Source organism: Konateibacter massiliensis, assembly GCF_900184995.1.
Lineage (GTDB): Bacteria > Bacillota > Clostridia > Lachnospirales > Lachnospiraceae > Lachnotalea > Lachnotalea massiliensis.
Genome location: NZ_LT860099.1, coordinates 2,765,507 through 2,784,238, shown reverse-complemented (window position 1 = coordinate 2,784,238; position 18,732 = coordinate 2,765,507). Strand labels below are relative to the sequence as shown.

Annotated in this window: 15 protein-coding genes; all 15 read right to left on the bottom strand. The window is 38.4% G+C overall.

The window, feature by feature from the left end; translation table 11 throughout:
- Positions 1–252: 252 nt before the first annotated feature.
- The 15 genes from CTY48_RS18365 to CTY48_RS18300 all read right to left on the bottom strand — a co-directional run bounded on the left by CTY48_RS18365 (position 253) and on the right by CTY48_RS18300 (position 18,727).
- On the bottom strand, positions 253–1,221 hold the full coding sequence (locus tag CTY48_RS18365) for a family 43 glycosylhydrolase (protein WP_099469897.1): 969 nt from the start codon (positions 1,219–1,221) through the stop codon (positions 253–255).
- A gap of 75 nt (positions 1,222–1,296) precedes the next feature.
- Complete coding sequence (locus CTY48_RS18360) at positions 1,297–2,283, bottom strand: LacI family DNA-binding transcriptional regulator (RefSeq protein ID WP_099469896.1); 987 nt, start codon at positions 2,281–2,283, stop codon at positions 1,297–1,299.
- A gap of 33 nt (positions 2,284–2,316) precedes the next feature.
- Positions 2,317–3,798 carry an arabinosylfuranosidase ArfA gene (arfA, locus tag CTY48_RS18355; RefSeq protein WP_099469895.1) on the bottom strand — a complete coding sequence of 494 codons (1,482 nt, stop codon included), beginning with the start codon at positions 3,796–3,798 and terminating at the stop codon, positions 2,317–2,319.
- Positions 3,799–3,806: 8 nt separating this feature from the next.
- Positions 3,807–4,646: a carbohydrate ABC transporter permease gene (locus CTY48_RS18350; RefSeq protein WP_099469894.1), complete on the bottom strand. Its 840-nt coding sequence runs from the start codon at positions 4,644–4,646 to the stop codon at positions 3,807–3,809.
- Positions 4,647–4,655: 9 nt separating this feature from the next.
- Positions 4,656–5,552 carry a carbohydrate ABC transporter permease gene (locus tag CTY48_RS18345; RefSeq protein ID WP_099469893.1) on the bottom strand — a complete coding sequence of 299 codons (897 nt, stop codon included), beginning with the start codon at positions 5,550–5,552 and terminating at the stop codon, positions 4,656–4,658.
- 58 nt (positions 5,553–5,610) lie between these two features.
- Positions 5,611–6,963 carry an ABC transporter substrate-binding protein gene (locus CTY48_RS18340; protein ID WP_099469892.1) on the bottom strand — a complete coding sequence of 451 codons (1,353 nt, stop codon included), beginning with the start codon at positions 6,961–6,963 and terminating at the stop codon, positions 5,611–5,613.
- A 512-nt stretch (positions 6,964–7,475) separates the two neighbouring features.
- Positions 7,476–8,036, bottom strand: coding sequence for an HD domain-containing protein (locus tag CTY48_RS18335; RefSeq protein ID WP_099469891.1), 561 nt, complete (start codon positions 8,034–8,036; stop codon positions 7,476–7,478).
- 25 nt (positions 8,037–8,061) lie between these two features.
- On the bottom strand, positions 8,062–8,277 hold the full coding sequence (locus CTY48_RS18330) for a PF20097 family protein (protein WP_099469890.1): 216 nt from the start codon (positions 8,275–8,277) through the stop codon (positions 8,062–8,064).
- 95 nt (positions 8,278–8,372) lie between these two features.
- Entirely contained in the window at positions 8,373–10,994 is a 2,622-nt protein-coding gene (gene ppdK, locus CTY48_RS18325) for a pyruvate, phosphate dikinase (RefSeq protein WP_099469889.1), read from the bottom strand.
- Positions 10,995–11,501: 507 nt separating this feature from the next.
- Positions 11,502–12,890, bottom strand: coding sequence for a glycine--tRNA ligase (locus CTY48_RS18320; RefSeq protein WP_099469888.1), 1,389 nt, complete (start codon positions 12,888–12,890; stop codon positions 11,502–11,504).
- A 30-nt stretch (positions 12,891–12,920) separates the two neighbouring features.
- Positions 12,921–13,505, bottom strand: coding sequence for a hypothetical protein (locus CTY48_RS18315; RefSeq protein ID WP_099469887.1), 585 nt, complete (start codon positions 13,503–13,505; stop codon positions 12,921–12,923).
- A 101-nt stretch (positions 13,506–13,606) separates the two neighbouring features.
- The gene (gene recO / locus CTY48_RS18310; RefSeq protein ID WP_099469886.1) at positions 13,607–14,356 is read right to left on the bottom strand and encodes a DNA repair protein RecO; all 750 of its coding nucleotides are present in this window, start codon (positions 14,354–14,356) and stop codon (positions 13,607–13,609) included.
- The gene (locus CTY48_RS19535; protein ID WP_143452737.1) at positions 14,301–14,480 is read right to left on the bottom strand and encodes a hypothetical protein; all 180 of its coding nucleotides are present in this window, start codon (positions 14,478–14,480) and stop codon (positions 14,301–14,303) included. Before CTY48_RS19535 ends, recO begins: the two co-directional genes overlap by 56 nt.
- Positions 14,481–14,583: 103 nt before the next feature.
- Positions 14,584–15,489, bottom strand: coding sequence for a GTPase Era (era, locus tag CTY48_RS18305; RefSeq protein ID WP_099469885.1), 906 nt, complete (start codon positions 15,487–15,489; stop codon positions 14,584–14,586).
- 313 nt (positions 15,490–15,802) lie between these two features.
- On the bottom strand, positions 15,803–18,727 hold the full coding sequence (locus CTY48_RS18300; RefSeq protein WP_099469884.1) for an insulinase family protein: 2,925 nt from the start codon (positions 18,725–18,727) through the stop codon (positions 15,803–15,805).
- Positions 18,728–18,732: the final 5 nt, after the last annotated feature.

Genomic DNA, 18,732 nt, shown 5'->3' with positions numbered 1-18,732 from the left:
TTTTCTGATTTATTGTTATCTTTGTATGTATTCATCGTTTTTATTTGTTTTTGATTGTTTATTATTTTAAACTAGAAACCTTTTTATTCCACTTGTTTAGTCATATTATATCATTCACGAGCTAATTATTGTGTTTTATATTCATTTTGATTATATTACACTTATCCCGGGCAACCAACAAAAAGACCGTTGGCAAGCCAACAGTCTTTTTTCTTGCTATTCCTTTCCTTATTGTTTTTATAGAGCCTCCTTTTAATAATTATTGTCAAATAGAAATCTTGGATTATCATTACTATCCCATTGCACTCGCATTTTATATGTATGACGATTTGGATCATATAGGGGATCCCCTTCAATTTCATCATACTGCCTTGCATGGTATACCATAATATCTTCTTCTCCGTCCTCACTTTTCACAAAACAATTATGTCCGGGACCAATCAGCCCTTTTTCTATATTCGTATTTAGCACTGCCTCCTTTTCTTTGTTCCACATTTTTGGATCAAGTACGTCAGCCTTTTCATCAATACTCAACATTCCAATGCAATAATATGCTCCTGTTTCGCTTGCTGAATAGGTCATGTATATTTTACCATTATGTTTTAGTATTGCCGGACCTTCATTTACCCAGAATCCGATTCGCTCCCAATCATAATCCGGAAAGCTTAATAATACCTGCTGACTCTTTAGTTGATTGGGGGACTCTAATTCTGCAATATAGATATTTGATATTTTCTTACCTACACTTACTTTTTCCGCCCATATGCAATACCATTTCTCATTATGTTCAAATACTGTCATATCTAAGGAAAAATCTTGAAAGGAAAAATCGTCAGCCCCTTTCATTTTCCCTAATTCAACCCAGGTTCCATCAATAGGATCTTCATCCTTACACATTAAAACATATGGTCGAATAGCCCAGATATCGTCTTTATCTCCTGCTGCATAATAAATAATCCATGTATTATCTATATAGTGCAATTCTGGTGCCCAAATATGAGTACTCATAATACCCCTTTCGTGCTTCTTCCAAATGATTTTTTCCTTTGCCTCTATTAGTCCGTCCAAAGAATTTGCTCTTCTAAGAATGATCCTATCATATTCCGGAACAGAGGCTGTAAAATAATAATTACCGTCCTTATGTTTATATATATAAGGGTCTGCTCTTTGCTCTATATAAGGTTTGTTATATATGGTTTTAACATAGTTTTGACTATTCATAGTTCACTCCATTCATGCAACTTTCAAAGCACATACTAGAAGGTGTGAAAACTTTTTATTTTCTCATTCGTCCTCCTACAAAGTCTCTCCTTCCACAACAATGTAATCAACAATGGTTTTATTTGGAACGCTTTTTCCATCAAGAATTTCAAACAAGATATCTACAGCCTTTTCCGAAACTGTCTCCACAACGTTATCAATGGTTGATAATCTAGGCATCACATAATCTAACGTATCTATATTATCAAATCCCATGATTCCGTAATCTTGTTTTGCACGTTTACCTAATTGCTTGAAATGTTTCATAATTTCCAAAGCAAAAATATCACCAGAGCAGAAAAACGCCGTTTTAAGAGAAGTGCTATTTATAATTTCCTCTGCTTCTTTAAGATAATCCCACGAACGAATAACAGATGAATTAATATCTGTATAATTTTTCATTTCATCCAGAAAACCTTGTTCTCTTTGTTCGTGTGAATAAATATTTTCTTGCTCTGCATCTGCTAAGGGCGGACACACAAATACAATTTGTTCATATCCTTTTCTTGCAATTGCCTTTACCGCATCTCTTGCCGCTCTTTTTTCATTAATTCCAACAAATGGTATATCCTTACCAACACGATTTCCAATAATGACCGTAGGCTTATTCATTTTCTTTAAAAAATCATTAAAGGAATGTCCCTTGGATACGGGAGATAAAATCAATCCTTCTACCCGATAATCTACCAACCTTTGAATTAATTCTTTTTCCAGGTTTTTATTTTTTTCATGGAGAGTAATATTTACAAAATAATCATGCTTTCTTGCTTCTACCTCAACAGCATTTAGCATCTGCGCAAAGTATCTGTTTCTTACATCAAATACAACCACACCCAAATACCCTGTTTTTCCGCTTTTTAGTCCTGTAGCCAAAAGATCCGGTCTATATTCCAATTCGGCTGCTACCTCTAATATTTTTTGTTTTGTTTTCTCACTTATCCGTCCGCTGTTTGTGAAAGCACGATTCACTGTAGTCCGTGAAACTCCGCAAATACTAGCAATATCTTTTGTCGTCACACTCATATTATTACCTCCATAAAATTATCTATTTTGTTGTTAAAGACCAATTCGTATCATGTTCCAAGACAATTTTACTATATTACTTGTTATATTTCCATTTCTTATACTTGTATGCTCCACATTATATGGCTTAATTGCTTCATGATGAAGAGCATTTGTCATCTTAGGATCTTCACATTTCATCAGGGAATGCTCTAAAACTCTTTCAGCCTTAAATCCCTGTAAATTAACTTCTATTTCTATATTTTCATTTAGACTTCTGTTAATTACAAACAATACTATTTCCTTTAATTCTTCTCGATATACCGCTACACAGTCTATCATTTGGTTTGCTTTGTCCGCTCTGATATCCAAAACCACACCATGTCCATACTTTGCAACTTGTGAAAATGGAAAATATGTCGGTTGCAGCCAAAGCTCTCCGCCTTGCTTCGTCATGATTGTTGCACTTACATTTGTAAGAAGGGATTGACAAGCCATTTTTACACGATCTGCATTTTTTAATAGTACTAATAACATCCCAGCAAATAGCAGGGAGTCCTCAAAGGTATAAACCATTTCACTAATCGGAGGAGCCACCTGCCACTCAACCTCATTGCACTGCTTCACCGTTTCGGAGGAATCGTATGCCCATACTCCCCATTCATCAAAACTAATATTTAATGTTTTGACGGAACGTTTTTTTGCCTTGATATAATCACATGTTGCAATCACTGTTTTTATATAGCGATCCATATCATCGGCTTGTGCTAAAAACCTTTCTGTTCCTAAATCCTGTCCGGCAAAATACTGGTGCAGCGAAATATAGTCTACATGCTCGTATGTATAATCCAGTGTCTTTGCTTCCCATTCCGGAAAAGTTTCCATTGTATTTAGTGAACTTCCGCAAGAAACCAGTTCAATATTAGAATCAATCACTTTCATTGACTTGGCTGTTTCCTGCGCAATTCTTCCGTATTCTTCAGGCGTTTTATGCCCAATCTGCCATGGGCCATCCATTTCATTGCCTAAACACCAGGTCTTTACCTTGTAAGGCGACACAACCCCATGTTGCCTTCTCATATCGCTGTACTTTGTACCCTGTGGAAAATTACAGTATTCCAAATATTGAACCGCTTCCTTTATTCCTCCTATACCAAGATTAACTGCAAGCATAGGCTCTGCTTCCACTTTCTTTATCCATTTCATAAATTCATTTGTGCCAAACTCATTTGTTTCGATTGCTTTCCATGCAAGCTCTAATCTCTTGGGTCTTTGTTCTTTTGGACCAACTCCATCTTCCCAGTTGTAAGCGGAAACAAAATTTCCTCCCGGATATCTTACCGTGGTAATCCCAAGATTCTTGACAGCTTCTATCACATCGGTTCTAAACCCTTCTTCGTCAGAACATGGATGATTCGGTTCATAGATTCCTGTATAAACAACACGTCCCATATGCTCTACAAAGCTTCCATAAATCCGTTTATCTATTTCTCCAATCTTATAATTTTTATTTATTATAATTTCTAATTTCTTCATACATCCTCCTAATCCTTCATTCCACTTGTTGCCGCACTAGCTATAAAATATTTTTGGAAGAATGCATATAATATTAACAGCGGAACTACAGAGATGAGCGCACCTGCCAGTTGTGGTCCATAATAAGTTGTCGCATGTTCTCCTACAAATAGTGCAAGCCCTGATGCTAATGTCCTCATTTTACTTGAGCTGGTCATCATCAATGGATATAGTAAATCATTCCAGTTTGTCATCAAATGAAATATCGCTAAGGTCATGATTCCCGGTTTTATCAACGGAAGCATTATCTTCCAATAAATTCCCCATTCACTCAGACCATCCACTCTGGCTGCCTCTTCTAAATCCTTGGGCAATGCTGCAAAGTAAGCCCTCATCATAAAAATTCCAAAGGCAGTTGTCGCTTTCGGCAAAATCAAACCTTGATATGTATTGAGCATTCCCAAATAGTTTGATTCCAAAAAAAGAGGAATCATCATTACTTGAAATGGCACCATCATCGTTAATAGGATAAACATAAAAATTGCGTTTTTACCTTTAAACTCCAGCCTTGCAAATGCATATCCCGCCATTGAATCGAACACAACTGCCAAGAGTGTAGAACCCCCTGCAAAAATAATTGTATTTTTGATATAGGTTGCAAAAGGTATATTCGTAAAAATACGCGCAAATGACTTTAAGGTATAGGTGGTTCCTAAAATAGATGGCGGAAAGCCAATAATCTCTTTTTCCGTTTTAAAAGAACTGAGAACCAACCAAATCAGCGGGCAAAGTACAAGGATAAATAAAGTGATAAGTATAGCATATTTTAGTACAGCTAACCCTATATTGCTTTTTGTATATTTTTTCATTTTCCCCTCCTAATCAGCCTTTATAAACATATTCCTATACATAGGAAATGAAATAATCAAAATTACTACAAGTAACAAGACCGATAATGCTGATGCATAACCAAGGTCATAGGGTTGACTAAATCCTGTTTTATAAATATATTGTACTAATGTTTCTGTACTATATTGAGGTCCTCCTTGCGTTGTTACATATACCTGATCAAATACCTGTAAGGAACCAATGGTATTCGTAATCACGCAAAATCCGAGCGCGCTTTTTAATTGAGGTAAGGTGATATGAAAAAATTGATCTACCTTATTCGCCCCATCAATCTCAGATGCCTCATAATAGCTTTTTGAAATCCCTTGAATTCCTACTACCAAGATAGACATCGTGTATCCAAAGTTTTTCCATACTGTCATGCCGATAACTGTCGGCATTGCCGTTTTTACGTCTCTAAAAAACGTTGGCGACTCCATTCCTAACTTTTCCAGCAAATATGGAACAAGCCCAATATTACCGTCCAAAAGAATTGACCAGACAATACCGATTGCTGCCATGGAGCAAATCACGGGCAGAAAGAAAATAGTTCTTGCCATCTTATTAAAGAAATTTGTATTCGTCAGGGCATTGGCAACTAATAATCCGATTACTATCTGAAGGGGTACTTCGAAAGCCACAAAAACAACAGTATTTTTTAATGCATTCCAAAAGCGTTCATCCTGAAATGCTTGAATAAAATTCTTCACTCCTGCAAATGAGATATCAGTGAAAAAGATATTCATATTCATAACGCTGATAACCAAAGAAGCAATCAGCGGAATAATTGCAAACACAAGCAGTATCAGTAAGGAAGGCATTAAAAATAAATAGGCTGCTCTACTTGGTTTATTGAAATATTTTTTAATTTGCTTTATTTTTGTCATTATTACCTCTTTACTGCGGAAAGGGCTTTTCTCCCTTTCCGCAACTTAACTCACTAGTCTAGTTTGCCGAAAGTAGTTCGTTCACTTTCTCTGATGCATTACTCAATTCTGTCTGGCAGTCATTTCCAGAACTAATGTTTTCAATCAGCGGAAAAAGAACCTCTGAATTGATTTGATTTGCTGCTTTCACACCAGGTGCAAAAGAGTAGCCAAACTCTGAAATAGATGACAATGCATTTACAATCGGATCTGCCTGCACCTCTTTATCCTTTGCTACAGATTGCAGATAAGGAGGAAAACCATTTCTCAGTGACCATGCTTTACAGGTCTCTGTTGTATTCCAAAATGCAATAAAATCGTAAGCTGCCGCTTTCTCTTCCTCGCTGCATGTTGAAGTAACACCAAATCCTTGAACCTCTATTACACCCGCTGCCTCTTTTGTACCGGAAGGCATTGCCGTCACACCAAAATTAATGTCGTTTTCCTTTAATCCACTCACTAACCAAGGACCGCTGCAGTAAATTCCCAATTGACCTGCTAACATTAAGTTATCTGTATCTGCCCCGGTTGCCCCCTTCGGTGCATAGCCTGCTGTTACCAAATCCTGTATGTATTGAAGTGTTTTAAGATTTTCAGGTGAGTCTAAAATAGAAGATTTGCCATCCTCTGAAACCACATCGCCTCCATTTGATTTAAACATAGCATCAAAATAGCATGGCGCACCACTCACCGGAAGACCAACTCCGTAAATTTTCTTGGAATTATCTGTTATCTTAGCCGCGTACTCTGCAACCTCATCCCATGTTGTCGGTGCTGCTTCCGGATCTAATCCGGCTGCTTCAAAAAGATCTTTGTTCCAAAATAAAAATGTAGAATGTACCTGCATCGGAATCATCAATTGGCTTCCATTATATTGAAGTGCTTCCAAAGATGCAGTGCTAAAGTCATCCTTATCTGTACCTGTTGCGTCAAAAAAGTCATCTGCCGATTGAAAAATATTGTTATCTCCATAAGTTGCCACATCAAAGTTTCCTTTTATTACAAGTGCCGGTGCAGTTTTCGAAGCAATGGCTGCCGGGAGCTTTTCTTCCAAACTTGCCGTTGGCATAATATCCATTTCTACTGTATTGCCCTTCTCATTTGTCTTGTTATATATTTCTACAAGATCTCTCAGTACATCTCCGTCTGTGCCTGTAAAGGAATTCCAAAACTGAATGGTTGTTCCGCCCGTCTCTGATGCCGATCCGGTCTCCTTTGCCGCAGTACTGTTCTCACTTGATGCGGTAGTATCTTCACTTGCCGCAGTCTTATTTTCATCTAAAGCACTCGCCGGGGAACTGGTATTTCCACAACCTGCTAAGCTTAAAATCATAGTTCCAGCTAAAATTCCTGCAATTAATTTCCTTTTCATATTCTACCTCCATATAGTTATCTCTCATTTATAGTAACTTCGAAAGTAATCTTTACATTTTACAGCATATGGTTTAATATAATAACGTGGATATCTTGATGATTCATTAACATTCTCTTGCCAGGGAAAGAATCGTCGGGATATTCTTTTTTTACCTCCTTCTATCATTTTTCATGTGCCTTCAAATCTTACTTTCTTAAAGAGTACAATTTGAATATATAATATTACTTTGCGTACTCGTGTACTCTTTTACTTGATTATATATTTTACACAATTATATGTCAACTATTGTTTTGTTCTCTTTCCATATTTAGCATAGTGCATAATTTTCAGCGTTATGGTTTGTATGTTTTGTATGAAACAAAAAGCAAGGGCAGTATTCATTGATTTCTCAACAAATAATGCCCTTGCACTATTTATTTCTTAAAATATATCATTCTTTTATTTCACTATAATTGTCAACCAATACCAATTTTTTAAAATTAAATTAGTTGATTAGTCCGCTAAATTTGCTAAATAATCTCCATTACGCTATTATATTTATCCTGAAAAATCACCTTACTGCCTGGCGACATTTTGTTATAGCTTCGTTTCAGTTTATCACGCACAAATTCTGTTCCTTCTTCGATATTATATTTCCTAGCAGAATAAGCTAAATAAAATAATGACGGCAAACTGTCAAAATGAGACATCGCATCTGCGTCAGCTACGCATATTTCCTCTATTGATGTTTTCTCTTCTGGTTTACTACCTCTGTGATTTCTAATACATTTTTGGATCAATTCTATTTTTTCAGCCGGGTAATTCATCCCCTCAAGCATAGTTTTTGCCATATTTGCACCATGTATATGATGTTCCTCATATAAATCATAATCTGTAATCGACGCCACGTCATGCAGCCACGCCGCAATTGTTACAATCTCCATATCGGCATTATACCTTTCTGCCAAAATAACAGCATTCTTGACCACCGCTTTAATGTGATAATAGCAGCCAATGCCAAAGAAATTATTTTCCCCTTCGCATCGTTTTTTAATATCCTCTGCCAAAAACTTAATAATATCGTCCCTCATTTTTCTCTCCATCAAAGTTAGTATTTTATAATACTATATTTTTCAAATCAATTATTATTTTTTCACATTCACTGCAATGAAATGCCTCTACATATGGTTCTGTTAATATTGAGGTTAATTTTATTTTTTCATTTAGCAGTGGCCATTTTGACTTCTTATTTTTATTTATCCACTTTAAAGAATAACGGTCACTTGGTATATAACCTTCTTCCATTTCCTTTGAACAATACGGACATTTCATAATAGTACCTACCTTTTATCATCTAATGCATCATTGGTTCGCTGCTTTCCCTATAAAAAAGCAGCCCTTATGGACTGCTTTTCTATATATTGAAATTATTTGTTGTTTAACGCTGCCTGAGCTGCTGCCAAACGAGCAATCGGTACTCGATAAGGTGAGCAGGATACATAGTTTAATCCAATCTTGTGGCAGAATTCAACGGATGAAGGATCACCGCCGTGCTCGCCGCAAATACCAAGCTTAAGGTCAGATTTAACAGCACGTCCTTTTTCAGCTGCCATCTTAACAAGCTGTCCAACGCCATTCTGGTCAAGTCTTGCAAATGGATCTGATTCGTAGATTTTTGCTTTGTAATAAGCATCTAAGAATTTACCAGCATCATCACGTGAGAAACCAAATGTCATCTGTGTTAAATCGTTTGTTCCGAAGGAGAAGAATTCTGCTTCTTCAGCAACCTCGTTAGCAAGTAATGCTGCACGAGGAATTTCGATCATCGTACCGATATGGTATTCGATGTCGGAGCCTTTTTCCTTCTTAACAGCCTCTGCTGTCTCAATTACGATATCTTTTACAAATTTTAATTCCTTCTTCTCTCCAACTAATGGAATCATGATTTCAGGAACAATATCATAGCCTTTTTCTTCTTTTACTTCGATAGCTGCTTCCATAACGGCTCTTGTCTGCATCTTAGCAATTTCTGGATAAGTAACTGCAAGACGGCATCCTCTGTGTCCCATCATTGGGTTGAACTCGTGGAGTTCATCACATTTCGCCTTAACCTGCTCCGGTGTTAAGCCCATATCTGCTGCTAATGCTTTGATATCTTCTGCATCAGTAGGTACAAACTCATGAAGGGGTGGATCTAAGTAGCGAACTGTCATCGGCTTTCCTTCCAATACCTCGTACATAGCCTTAAAGTCAGCCTTCTGGAACGGAATCAACTCGTTAAGAGCTGCTTCTCTTGCTTCCACTGTATCACTTAAAATCATCTTTCTAATTTTAGGAATTCTCTCTGCATCAAAGAACATATGCTCTGTACGGCAAAGTCCAATACCTTCTGCTCCTAATTTAACAGCATTTGCTGTATCATCCGGAGTATCTGCGTTTGTTCTAACCTTCAATGTTCTGTACTTGTCAGCCCATTCCATAAGTCTTCCGAAATTACCGCCAACAGAAGCTTCTACAGTCTTGATATCTCCGTAGTAAATCTTTCCCGTTGAACCGTCAAGTGAGATGTAATCTCCTTCTACAATCTTATGTCCGCCAAGTTCGAATACTTTTGCTTCCTCATTGATTTTAATTTCTCCACAGCCGGATACGCAAGCTGTTCCCATACCACGTGCTACTACGGCTGCGTGGCTTGTCATACCGCCGCGTACGGTCAGGATACCCTGAGCTGCATGCATACCTTCGATATCTTCCGGTGAAGTTTCAAGACGAACAAGGATAACTCTCTCTCCTCTGTCGCCTGCTGCCTTTGCATCATCAGCAGTAAAATATACTTTACCTGCTGCTGCACCCGGAGAAGCCGGAAGAGCTGAGCCGATTACTTCGCCTGCTTTTAATGCTGCCGGATCAAAAGTTGGATGTAACAACTGATCCAATGATTTTGCATCAATTCTAAGTACTGCTTCTTCATCTGTTATCTTGCCTTCATCCACTAAATCGCAAGCAATCTGAATTGCAGCAGGAGCTGTTCTCTTTCCGTTACGAGTCTGTAAGAAGTATAATTTACCTTCCTGAATGGTAAACTCCATATCCTGCATATCTCTGTAATGGTTCTCTAATTTATTAGCGATTGCCATGAATTCTGCGTAGCATTCCGGCATATCTTCCTCTAATTTAGTAATAGGTAATGGTGTTCTGATACCGGCAACAACGTCCTCACCCTGGGCATTGATTAGGTACTCTCCATAGATTCCCTTTTCTCCTGTGGAAGGGTTACGTGTAAATGCAACACCGGTTCCTGATGTGTTACCCATGTTACCAAATACCATTGCCTGTACGTTTACAGCTGTTCCCCAGTCACCTGGAATATCATTCATTCTTCTGTAAACAATAGCACGAGGGTTGTCCCATGAACGGAATACCGCTTTTACAGCTTCCATCAACTGAACCTTAGGGTCCTGAGGGAATTCCTCTCCCATTTTCTCTTTGTAAATTGCTTTGTATTTTGCAATTACTTCTTTTAAATCGTCTGCTGTTAAATCTGTATCGAATTTAGCACCCTTTTCTTCTTTGATTTCATCTAAAATACTTTCGAAGAAAGTTTTGCTCATCTCCATAACAACATCTGAAAACATCTGGATAAATCTTCTATATGAATCATAAGCGAATCTTGGGTTGCCGGTTTTAGCTGCAAAGCCTTCTACCGCAACATCATTTAATCCAAGATTAAGTATGGTATCCATCATACCAGGCATAGAAGCCCTTGCTCCGGAACGAACAGAAACTAATAATGGATCTTGTGTATCCCCAAATTTCTTTCCCTGAATTTTTTCCAATTCAGCCAATGAATCGAAGATTTGAGTCTGAATTTCATCTGTAATTTTCTTGCCGCTGTTATAGTAATCAATACAAGCTTCCGTAGTTACAGTAAAGCCCTGAGGAATCGGTAAGTCTAAGTTAGTCATCTCTGCTAAGTTAGCACCTTTTCCACCAAGAAGGTTTTTCATATCTGCTTTTCCTTCTTTGAATAAGTAAACCCATTTTGCCATTTTGTAATTCCTCCTAAATGATAATGTACTTTTGTATATATAGTATAATCTTTAACAAACTTTGTTTGCCACCAAAGTATCTTGTTAAAGATTACATTAATACCATATCTTAGTATCTCTCTCTCATCAATATTTTACCACACTACCCCCGATAGTCAAGGGAATATTTATAATTCAAAGCGATTTATCCTAAATTTTATGTCGTTTTTTTGCATAAGAGAAATTTTATCAATTTCTTCTTTGTGAAAACTATCACACCTTTTTGTGTTTTACAAGATATACCTATGCATCATTACCATCCGTTAAAATGCCATTGATATAACAAAAGAGTGTACAAAACACATTCTCTGCGCCCGAGCGGGTTGTACGGCAACAACTTCCACTTGGCTAGGTACGCATAATATTTTTATATCACTGGAAATTCAAAATAATTTCCTATTATATAAAATAAAAAGATGACGCAGGTTCATAAAACCTGCTGTCATCTTTTTAAACTCATCTTAATTTTTAATATTCAAATTTCTTAGCGAAATATGCGTCTAATTCTTCAATTTTAATTCTTTCCTGCTCCATCGTATCTCTGTCTCTGACTGTTACTGCTCCGTCTGTCTCTGATTCGAAATCGTAGGTTACGCAGAATGGAGTACCGATTTCGTCCTGTCTTCTGTAACGCTTTCCGATATTTCCTCTGTCATCAAATTCACAGTTGTATTTCTTAGAAAGCTGCGCAAAAATTGCTTCCGCACCTTCATTCAGCTTTTTGGACAGCGGAAGTACACCAATCTTAACCGGTGCCAGTGCATGGTGGAAGCGAAGTACCGTACGCATATCTCCTCCCTCCAGCTCTTCCTCATCATAAGCAGAGCAAAGGAAAGCAAGCACCACGCGGTCTGCTCCCAGTGATGGTTCTACTACATACGGAATATATTTTTCTTTTTTCTCATCATCAAAATAGCTCAAATCCTCTTTGGACACGTTCTGATGCTGTGTCAAGTCATAATCGGTTCTGTCTGCAATACCCCATAACTCACCCCAGCCAAACGGGAATAAGAACTCGATATCGGTTGTCGCCTTGCTGTAAAAGCTAAGCTCCTCCTTCTCATGGTCTCTTGCTTTCATCTCATCCTCTTTGATGCCTAAGTTTTTCAGCCAGTTAATGCAGAACTCTTTCCAATACTGGAACCACTCTAAATCAGTGTCCGGCTCACAGAAAAATTCCAGCTCCATCTGCTCAAATTCTCTTGTTCTAAACGTAAAGTTACCCGGTGTAATCTCATTTCTAAAGGATTTACCAATCTGTCCGATTCCGAACGGAATCTTCTTTCTTGATGTTCTCTGTACGTTTTTAAAGTTGACAAAAATACCCTGTGCCGTCTCCGGTCTCAAATATACAGTGTTCTTAGCATCCTCGGTAACACCTTGGAATGTTTTGAACATCAAATTAAATTGTCTGATATCGGTAAAATTGTGTTTTCCGCAAGTAGGGCAGGCAATATTTTTCTCATCAATATAGGCCTTCATCTGCTCCTGAGACCATGCGTCAACAGAGCCTTCCGTCTCAATACCGTTTTCTGCATTGTAATCCTCAATAATTTTATCCGCACGGAATCTCTCATGACATTCTTTACAGTCCATAAGAGGGTCTGAAAATCCACCCAAGTGTCCTGATGCTACCCATGTCTGCGGATTCATAAGAATGGCACAGTCCACACCCACATTATATGGATTTTCTTGAATAAACTTCTGCCACCAAGCGCGCTTTACATTATTTTTTAATTCCACGCCAAGATTTCCGTAATCCCAAGTATTTGCAAGTCCGCCATAAATCTCAGAGCCCGGATATATAAATCCTCTTGCTTTTGCTAAAGCTACTATTTTTTCCATTGTCTTTTCCATTTGATTTCCTCCAAGTCTTCGGTTTATCTTTTATTCGTATACGACGTATGCCAACCCTTCTGCCTCCTCGGCACGGGCTGCCGTCTTTGAATCTACCAAATTTATATTGCTGCTGATATATAATATTTTACTGTCCGTCTGAATGTGAACGTCTTCCTCAAAAACAATTATTTTATATTGGGTAAAACTCTTAATCGTCTCCGCACTGATTGTATTATTGTCATCAGTTGATGTAAACGTTTCATCAAAATCATAGCCTTCTGTCTTTGCTTCACTTATCGTTCCTACAAAAAATTCCACTTCATTAAATTTTGCATAATCGGCCGCTGTCTTGTAACTTGTAATCAGCTTTGCCGTTTCATTCTTCACCTTATAGCTTTCAACCTTAACATTTTCCGTACCGCTGTTATATATATCCACATCCTGGTTAATCAAGTCCTCAAGCTCTGCCGAATCATAATAGTCCGCACTAAAATCTTCAATGATTGCCTGCATTACCGTGCCGTCCTTTTTCACGTAAACGGTGTTGCGCTCAGCATCAAAGGATTGAAGAGAACAACCTGTCAGAAGCATCAGCATAATAAAAAATGCTATCAATGCCCTTTTATTTCTCATAATTCTTCCTCCTAATGTTAGTCTTATCCATTATAGCATTTTTTTCTGCTTTTTCAACCTTAAAATCGGGATTCTATCATAAAATTAAGACAGCAAAACTATTAAGATGTCACAATACTGTCCAAGATCGGAAGTGATTTAAACTCTTTATCTATGTACATTCTGATATATCGTTTCATAACCGCCCTCAACTCGCCTAAAACCTGAGGAGAAACTTTAAACGTAAACAGCTTTTCGATAGGCGAAGTGATAATATACTGCATCGTATACAGGGTCGAATCACTAATCTCTATCGCCATATTCTCTGCCTTCACACAGGACGAGCATACCATTCCGCCAAGCTTTGCCGAAAAATAAGAAAGTTTTTCTTCCTTGCCGCAGCACTGACACTGAAAAACCTCGGGATATTCTCCGTTCACCATAATGACCTTCAGTTCAAAGATGCACCGCACCAGCTCATTTTGTATTGTTTCCTTCGTCAATGCCCGCAGCGATTGGTATAAAAGCTTCAGCAGCATAAGCTCGTCATTGTTCTCTCTGGAATAGTAGTCCGCAAATTCCATAAAATAAAAGCCGTAATAGGCACCCTCAAAGCTGTTTACAAGCTCTAAAAAATAGTTTTGTATGGTAGCTTTCATCAACGTATAGGAATTTCTCCCTACATATAATTCAAACTCGCCAAAAACAAAGGGGTTGGCAGCCGCAATCAGACTGCTGTTCTGCCTCCTTGCCCCCTTTGCAAAGGCGGTTATTTTTCCGCGCTCTTTCGTCAAAATAACCACTCTTTTATCATACTCACCTATAGGTGCTGCATATAAAATTATCCCTGTTACAACAGCTGACTGCTCCATCTGCGTCTACTCCTACCCGCGTCACACTTACTTCTTCTTTATTTCTGTCTTCAATCTTGTATGCCAAATAATCAAATACATTTCCTGAGTTAGTAAATAAGAACCAGTAATCTTCTTCGTACATAATTATCTCCTCCACATCAATCATGTAATACAAATCTCTTCCTTCGTTACATGATTAGCATGCGTAATAATTCTGCAACTATACTAATTAATAAATACCAATTTTATATTTCTCTGTTATTGTAGCCATAATTTTTCATAAGAAAATCGCTGTCACGCCAGTCCTTTTTTACCTTGACCCAAAGCTGCAGATTCACCTTCTGCTCCAGCATATGCTCAATCTCTTTTCTTGCCTGCATTCCGATTTTTTTAAGCATTGCACCGTTTTTGCCGATTATGATTCCCTTGTGTGAATCTCTCTCACACACAATCGTCGCTTCAATATCCACGATATCACTTTTCGGACGGTTCTTCATCTTCTCGATGGATACAGCGATTCCGTGCGGTATCTCCTCATCCAGTGTCCGAAGTGCCTTCTCACGGATTAATTCTGCAACAATCTGCCTTTCCGGCTGGTCTGTCACGGTATCCTCGTCATAAAAATTAGGTCCGTACGGAAGGTATTTGAAAATCACATCAATGACCGTCTCTGCGTTGTCTCCTTTTAGTGCCGAAACCGGAACAATTTCCGCAAAATCATATATTTTCCTGTAAGTATCAATAAATAGAAGAATTTCTTCCTTTTTCACCGTATCGATTTTATTGATGATAAGAATAACCGGCGTCTTTACCTTCTGAAGCTGCTCTGCGATGTGACGCTCTCCCGCCCCGATAAAGGTGGACGGCTCCACAAGCCATAGTACCGCATCTACCTCATTTAACGTATTCTGTGCCACATTTACCATGTATTCACCCAGCTTATTTTTTGCCTTGTGAATCCCCGGCGTGTCCAAAAATACAATCTGCCCCTTTTCATCCGTATAAACCGTTTGAATACGGTTTCTCGTTGTCTGCGGTTTATTCGATGTGATAGCGATTTTCTGCCCAATCAGTCGATTCATTAAGGTAGATTTTCCAACGTTTGGCCTTCCGATTATGGTGACAAACCCTGCTTTATTGTCTGCGTTCATTCATTTCTCCTTACTATGAGCACTTAGAGAGCGTGTTTTTCTCTCTTACGTGCGAATGTACTCCGATTTCTTTTATGAGGTATTCTCGAATTTAGGAAATCGGAGTTTCCTTGTTTTTAGCACTTAGAGAGCGTGTTCTGCTCTCTTACGTGCGAATGTACTCCGATTTCTTTTATGAGGTATTCTCGAATTTAGGAAATCGGAGCTTCCTTGTTTTTAGCACTTAGAGAGCGTGTTCTGCTCTCTTACGTGCGAATGTACTCCGATTTCTTTTATGAGGTATCCTCGAATTTAGGAAATCGGAGTCTCCTCTTTAGTTACTGTACAAATTCTCTAATTTGTTAAACAAATCTTTTTCTTTCTCAAGCTTATCTTCATTACCGATTACGCAGATTGCATTTTCGGCTAACACAGCATCCACGATATCTCCAAGTGCCTGTATATCCTTCACCGTAGCGTTTAATATCTCGTTTCTCTCCTTCTGTACCTGCTCAATCGTTAGATTGGTCAAATAAGCAGAAAGGGAACGCACACCCTTTGCCATAGGTGTAAGCGGGCTGTCCAAATCACTGACGGTTCCGATGATAAATTTTGTCATCTCTCTCTCATCAGCCTGAAAACTTCTCAAATAAGCAGCTGTTCCGTTGTAAATTTCATTTGTTTTCTTTAGGTTCGGGTCTCGGTAGGATACCAGATAGCTGTCACCCGTAATGGCAAAATTACTCATACAGCCATAAGCGCCTCCCTTTACCCTGACATTGGTCCACAGATAGTCATAGCTTAATATTACTTTCAGCATTTTCAAAACTCCTGTGTATTTTAAATTTTTATTCAGGAAATTACCGGTTCTTGCTACATACTGTACTTTAGAAGAGGTCTTAAAGCCTTCGTTTTTCTTTTCAAGCTGCGGTACAAACGCTCCTTCCTTACAGTCGTCCTGATAGAGGCTGTCTTTAAATTCCTTGATTTCCTTTTCCAAATAGGCAAAGCCTGTGTCATTGGAGGTATAGGAAACCATCAGATTCTCCGGTCTGAATATAATGTGCATAAGCTCTTTTAATTTGTCGATTAAGCCAGCTTTTTGATTTTCAAAATCACCCTCTAATTTTTCTAGCACGCGGTAAAACTCAATGCCGCCCATCAGGTCACTATAATAAGACACCGGTGAGAAATAGGAGCAGCCTCGCATAACTGCCATGGAATGCCCCGAAGAATTCAGCGTCATCTGCAGCCTGGATTTTAGTTGAGCAACAATCTCGTAGAGACGCTTTTCATCCTCAAATTTTGAATTCAGTAAAATTTCCTTTACCATTTTAAAGGAATAATTCAGATTTTCGTATAAAACCTTGGAACGTATCTGGAATTTCACCTGGAATTCCCCTCTATTGTTCAAATTCGGGAATAGGTTTACCACATTGGAAATTCCGCCTGTATTAATATTAATCTCATTAAACAAATCGCCATAGCTGTAATTTTCAGTATCAATATAGCCAAGAACCGATTTCAAGATTCCCATATAAGGAATCAGCTCGTTTGATACCTTTTTCGCATCAAATAAAAGCTCCAGATAACCAATTCCGTTTGTAAACAGGTTGTGGTGAAGCACCTCCACTCCGTCAATGTTTCTCACTTCATTGTAAAATTTGGAGGCTTCCTTCTTCATGTCCTCTCTCTTCAGCATCGGAATCGCTTCCATCTCTTCCTTCGAGGACGGTGTTTCCTGATATTGCTCCAAAGCCTTCGTCTCTTCCACCAATCTTTCGATTTCTTCCTTAGACAGGCTTTCTTTGTAAGCCTTAAGCTTTTCGGCGAGCAGCTTGTCATTTTTTGCGGTCAAGCCTCTCTCCGGCTCCACAATTACAACCGATACATGCTTGTTGTCAACCAGATAATCCTTGATTAGGTTTTCATAGTAGCCTGTTCCGATCTGCTTTTTCAAAAATTCAAACGTATCCAGAGCCTGAATATGGATAAACGGCTTCTTATCGTCATAGAGCCAGCTATCCAGTATCTGCAAACCGTACATAAGCCCCTTCGGATAATTTCCGAAATCAGCTTCCCTATAGCGGAACTCATTGTAGTTGATTCCTGCCTTGATTGCCTTCTCGTCCAGTCCGTTTTTCACAATATTACTTAAAGTATCCTGAATAATACTTATAAACTTATCCTTTGATTCGGTATTGGAGTTCTTTGCCACAACGGAAAAAATCGGCTGCAATGTACCGTTGTCGTAAGAGCCCATAATATCCTTTCCTATTTTTGCATCTAAGAGTGCTTTTTTAAGCGGTGCTCCCGGTGCTGATAAAAGGGCATACTCCAAAATCTGAAAAGCCAAATACAGTTCCACATCAAGACTTGTTCCGACTGCCATATTGTAGGATAAAAACGTATTATCCGCCATCGGCTCGCCATCCGTTATGGAATATTTCTCCGTCACCTCCACCGCTTTTTCAAACGGCTTCTGAAACTTGATTTCTGAATCAACGGAAATCTCATCATATTTACTCAAATATTCCTTATCAAGCCAGAGAAGCTTTTCTGCCATATTCATATCACCATAGATATAAATATAGCTGTTTGCCGGATGATAATAGGTCTTGTGAAACTGAATAAACTCGTTATAGGTTAAATCAGGAATTTTGCTTGGCTCTCCTCCTGATTCCTTTGAATAGGCAGTGTCCGGAAACAGGGAGTTGAGTACAAGACGTCCAAGCACTCCTTCCGGTGAAGAAAAAGCACCCTTCATCTCGTTGTAGACAACGCCGTTATATTTTAATTTTGCATCCGCCGACTCTAAATCATAATGCCAGCCTTCCTGCTTGAATATCTCCTCTTTCTTGTAAATATTCGGGTGCAGCACCGCATCCATATAGACATGCATGAGATTTTGAAAATCCTTCTCATTACAGCTTGCTATCGGATATATCGTTTTATCTGGGTAGGTCATAGCATTTAAAAACGTATTTAAAGAGCCCTTTACAAGCTCAACAAACGGGTCCTTTGCCGGAAACTTTTCAGAACCGCACAAAACGGAATGTTCCAAAATATGCGGCAATCCGGTATCGTCATTTGGCGGAGTTCGAAAGCCCACATAAAATACCTTATTCTCGTCATCATTTTCCAACAGTGCAATTCTCGCACCGCTCTTTTTATGTCTTAACAAATAGCCCTTGGAATTTAAATCATCAATTTTTCTTTCCTCAAGCACCTGATATTCTTTGATATCATTTATTTTCATCCAGA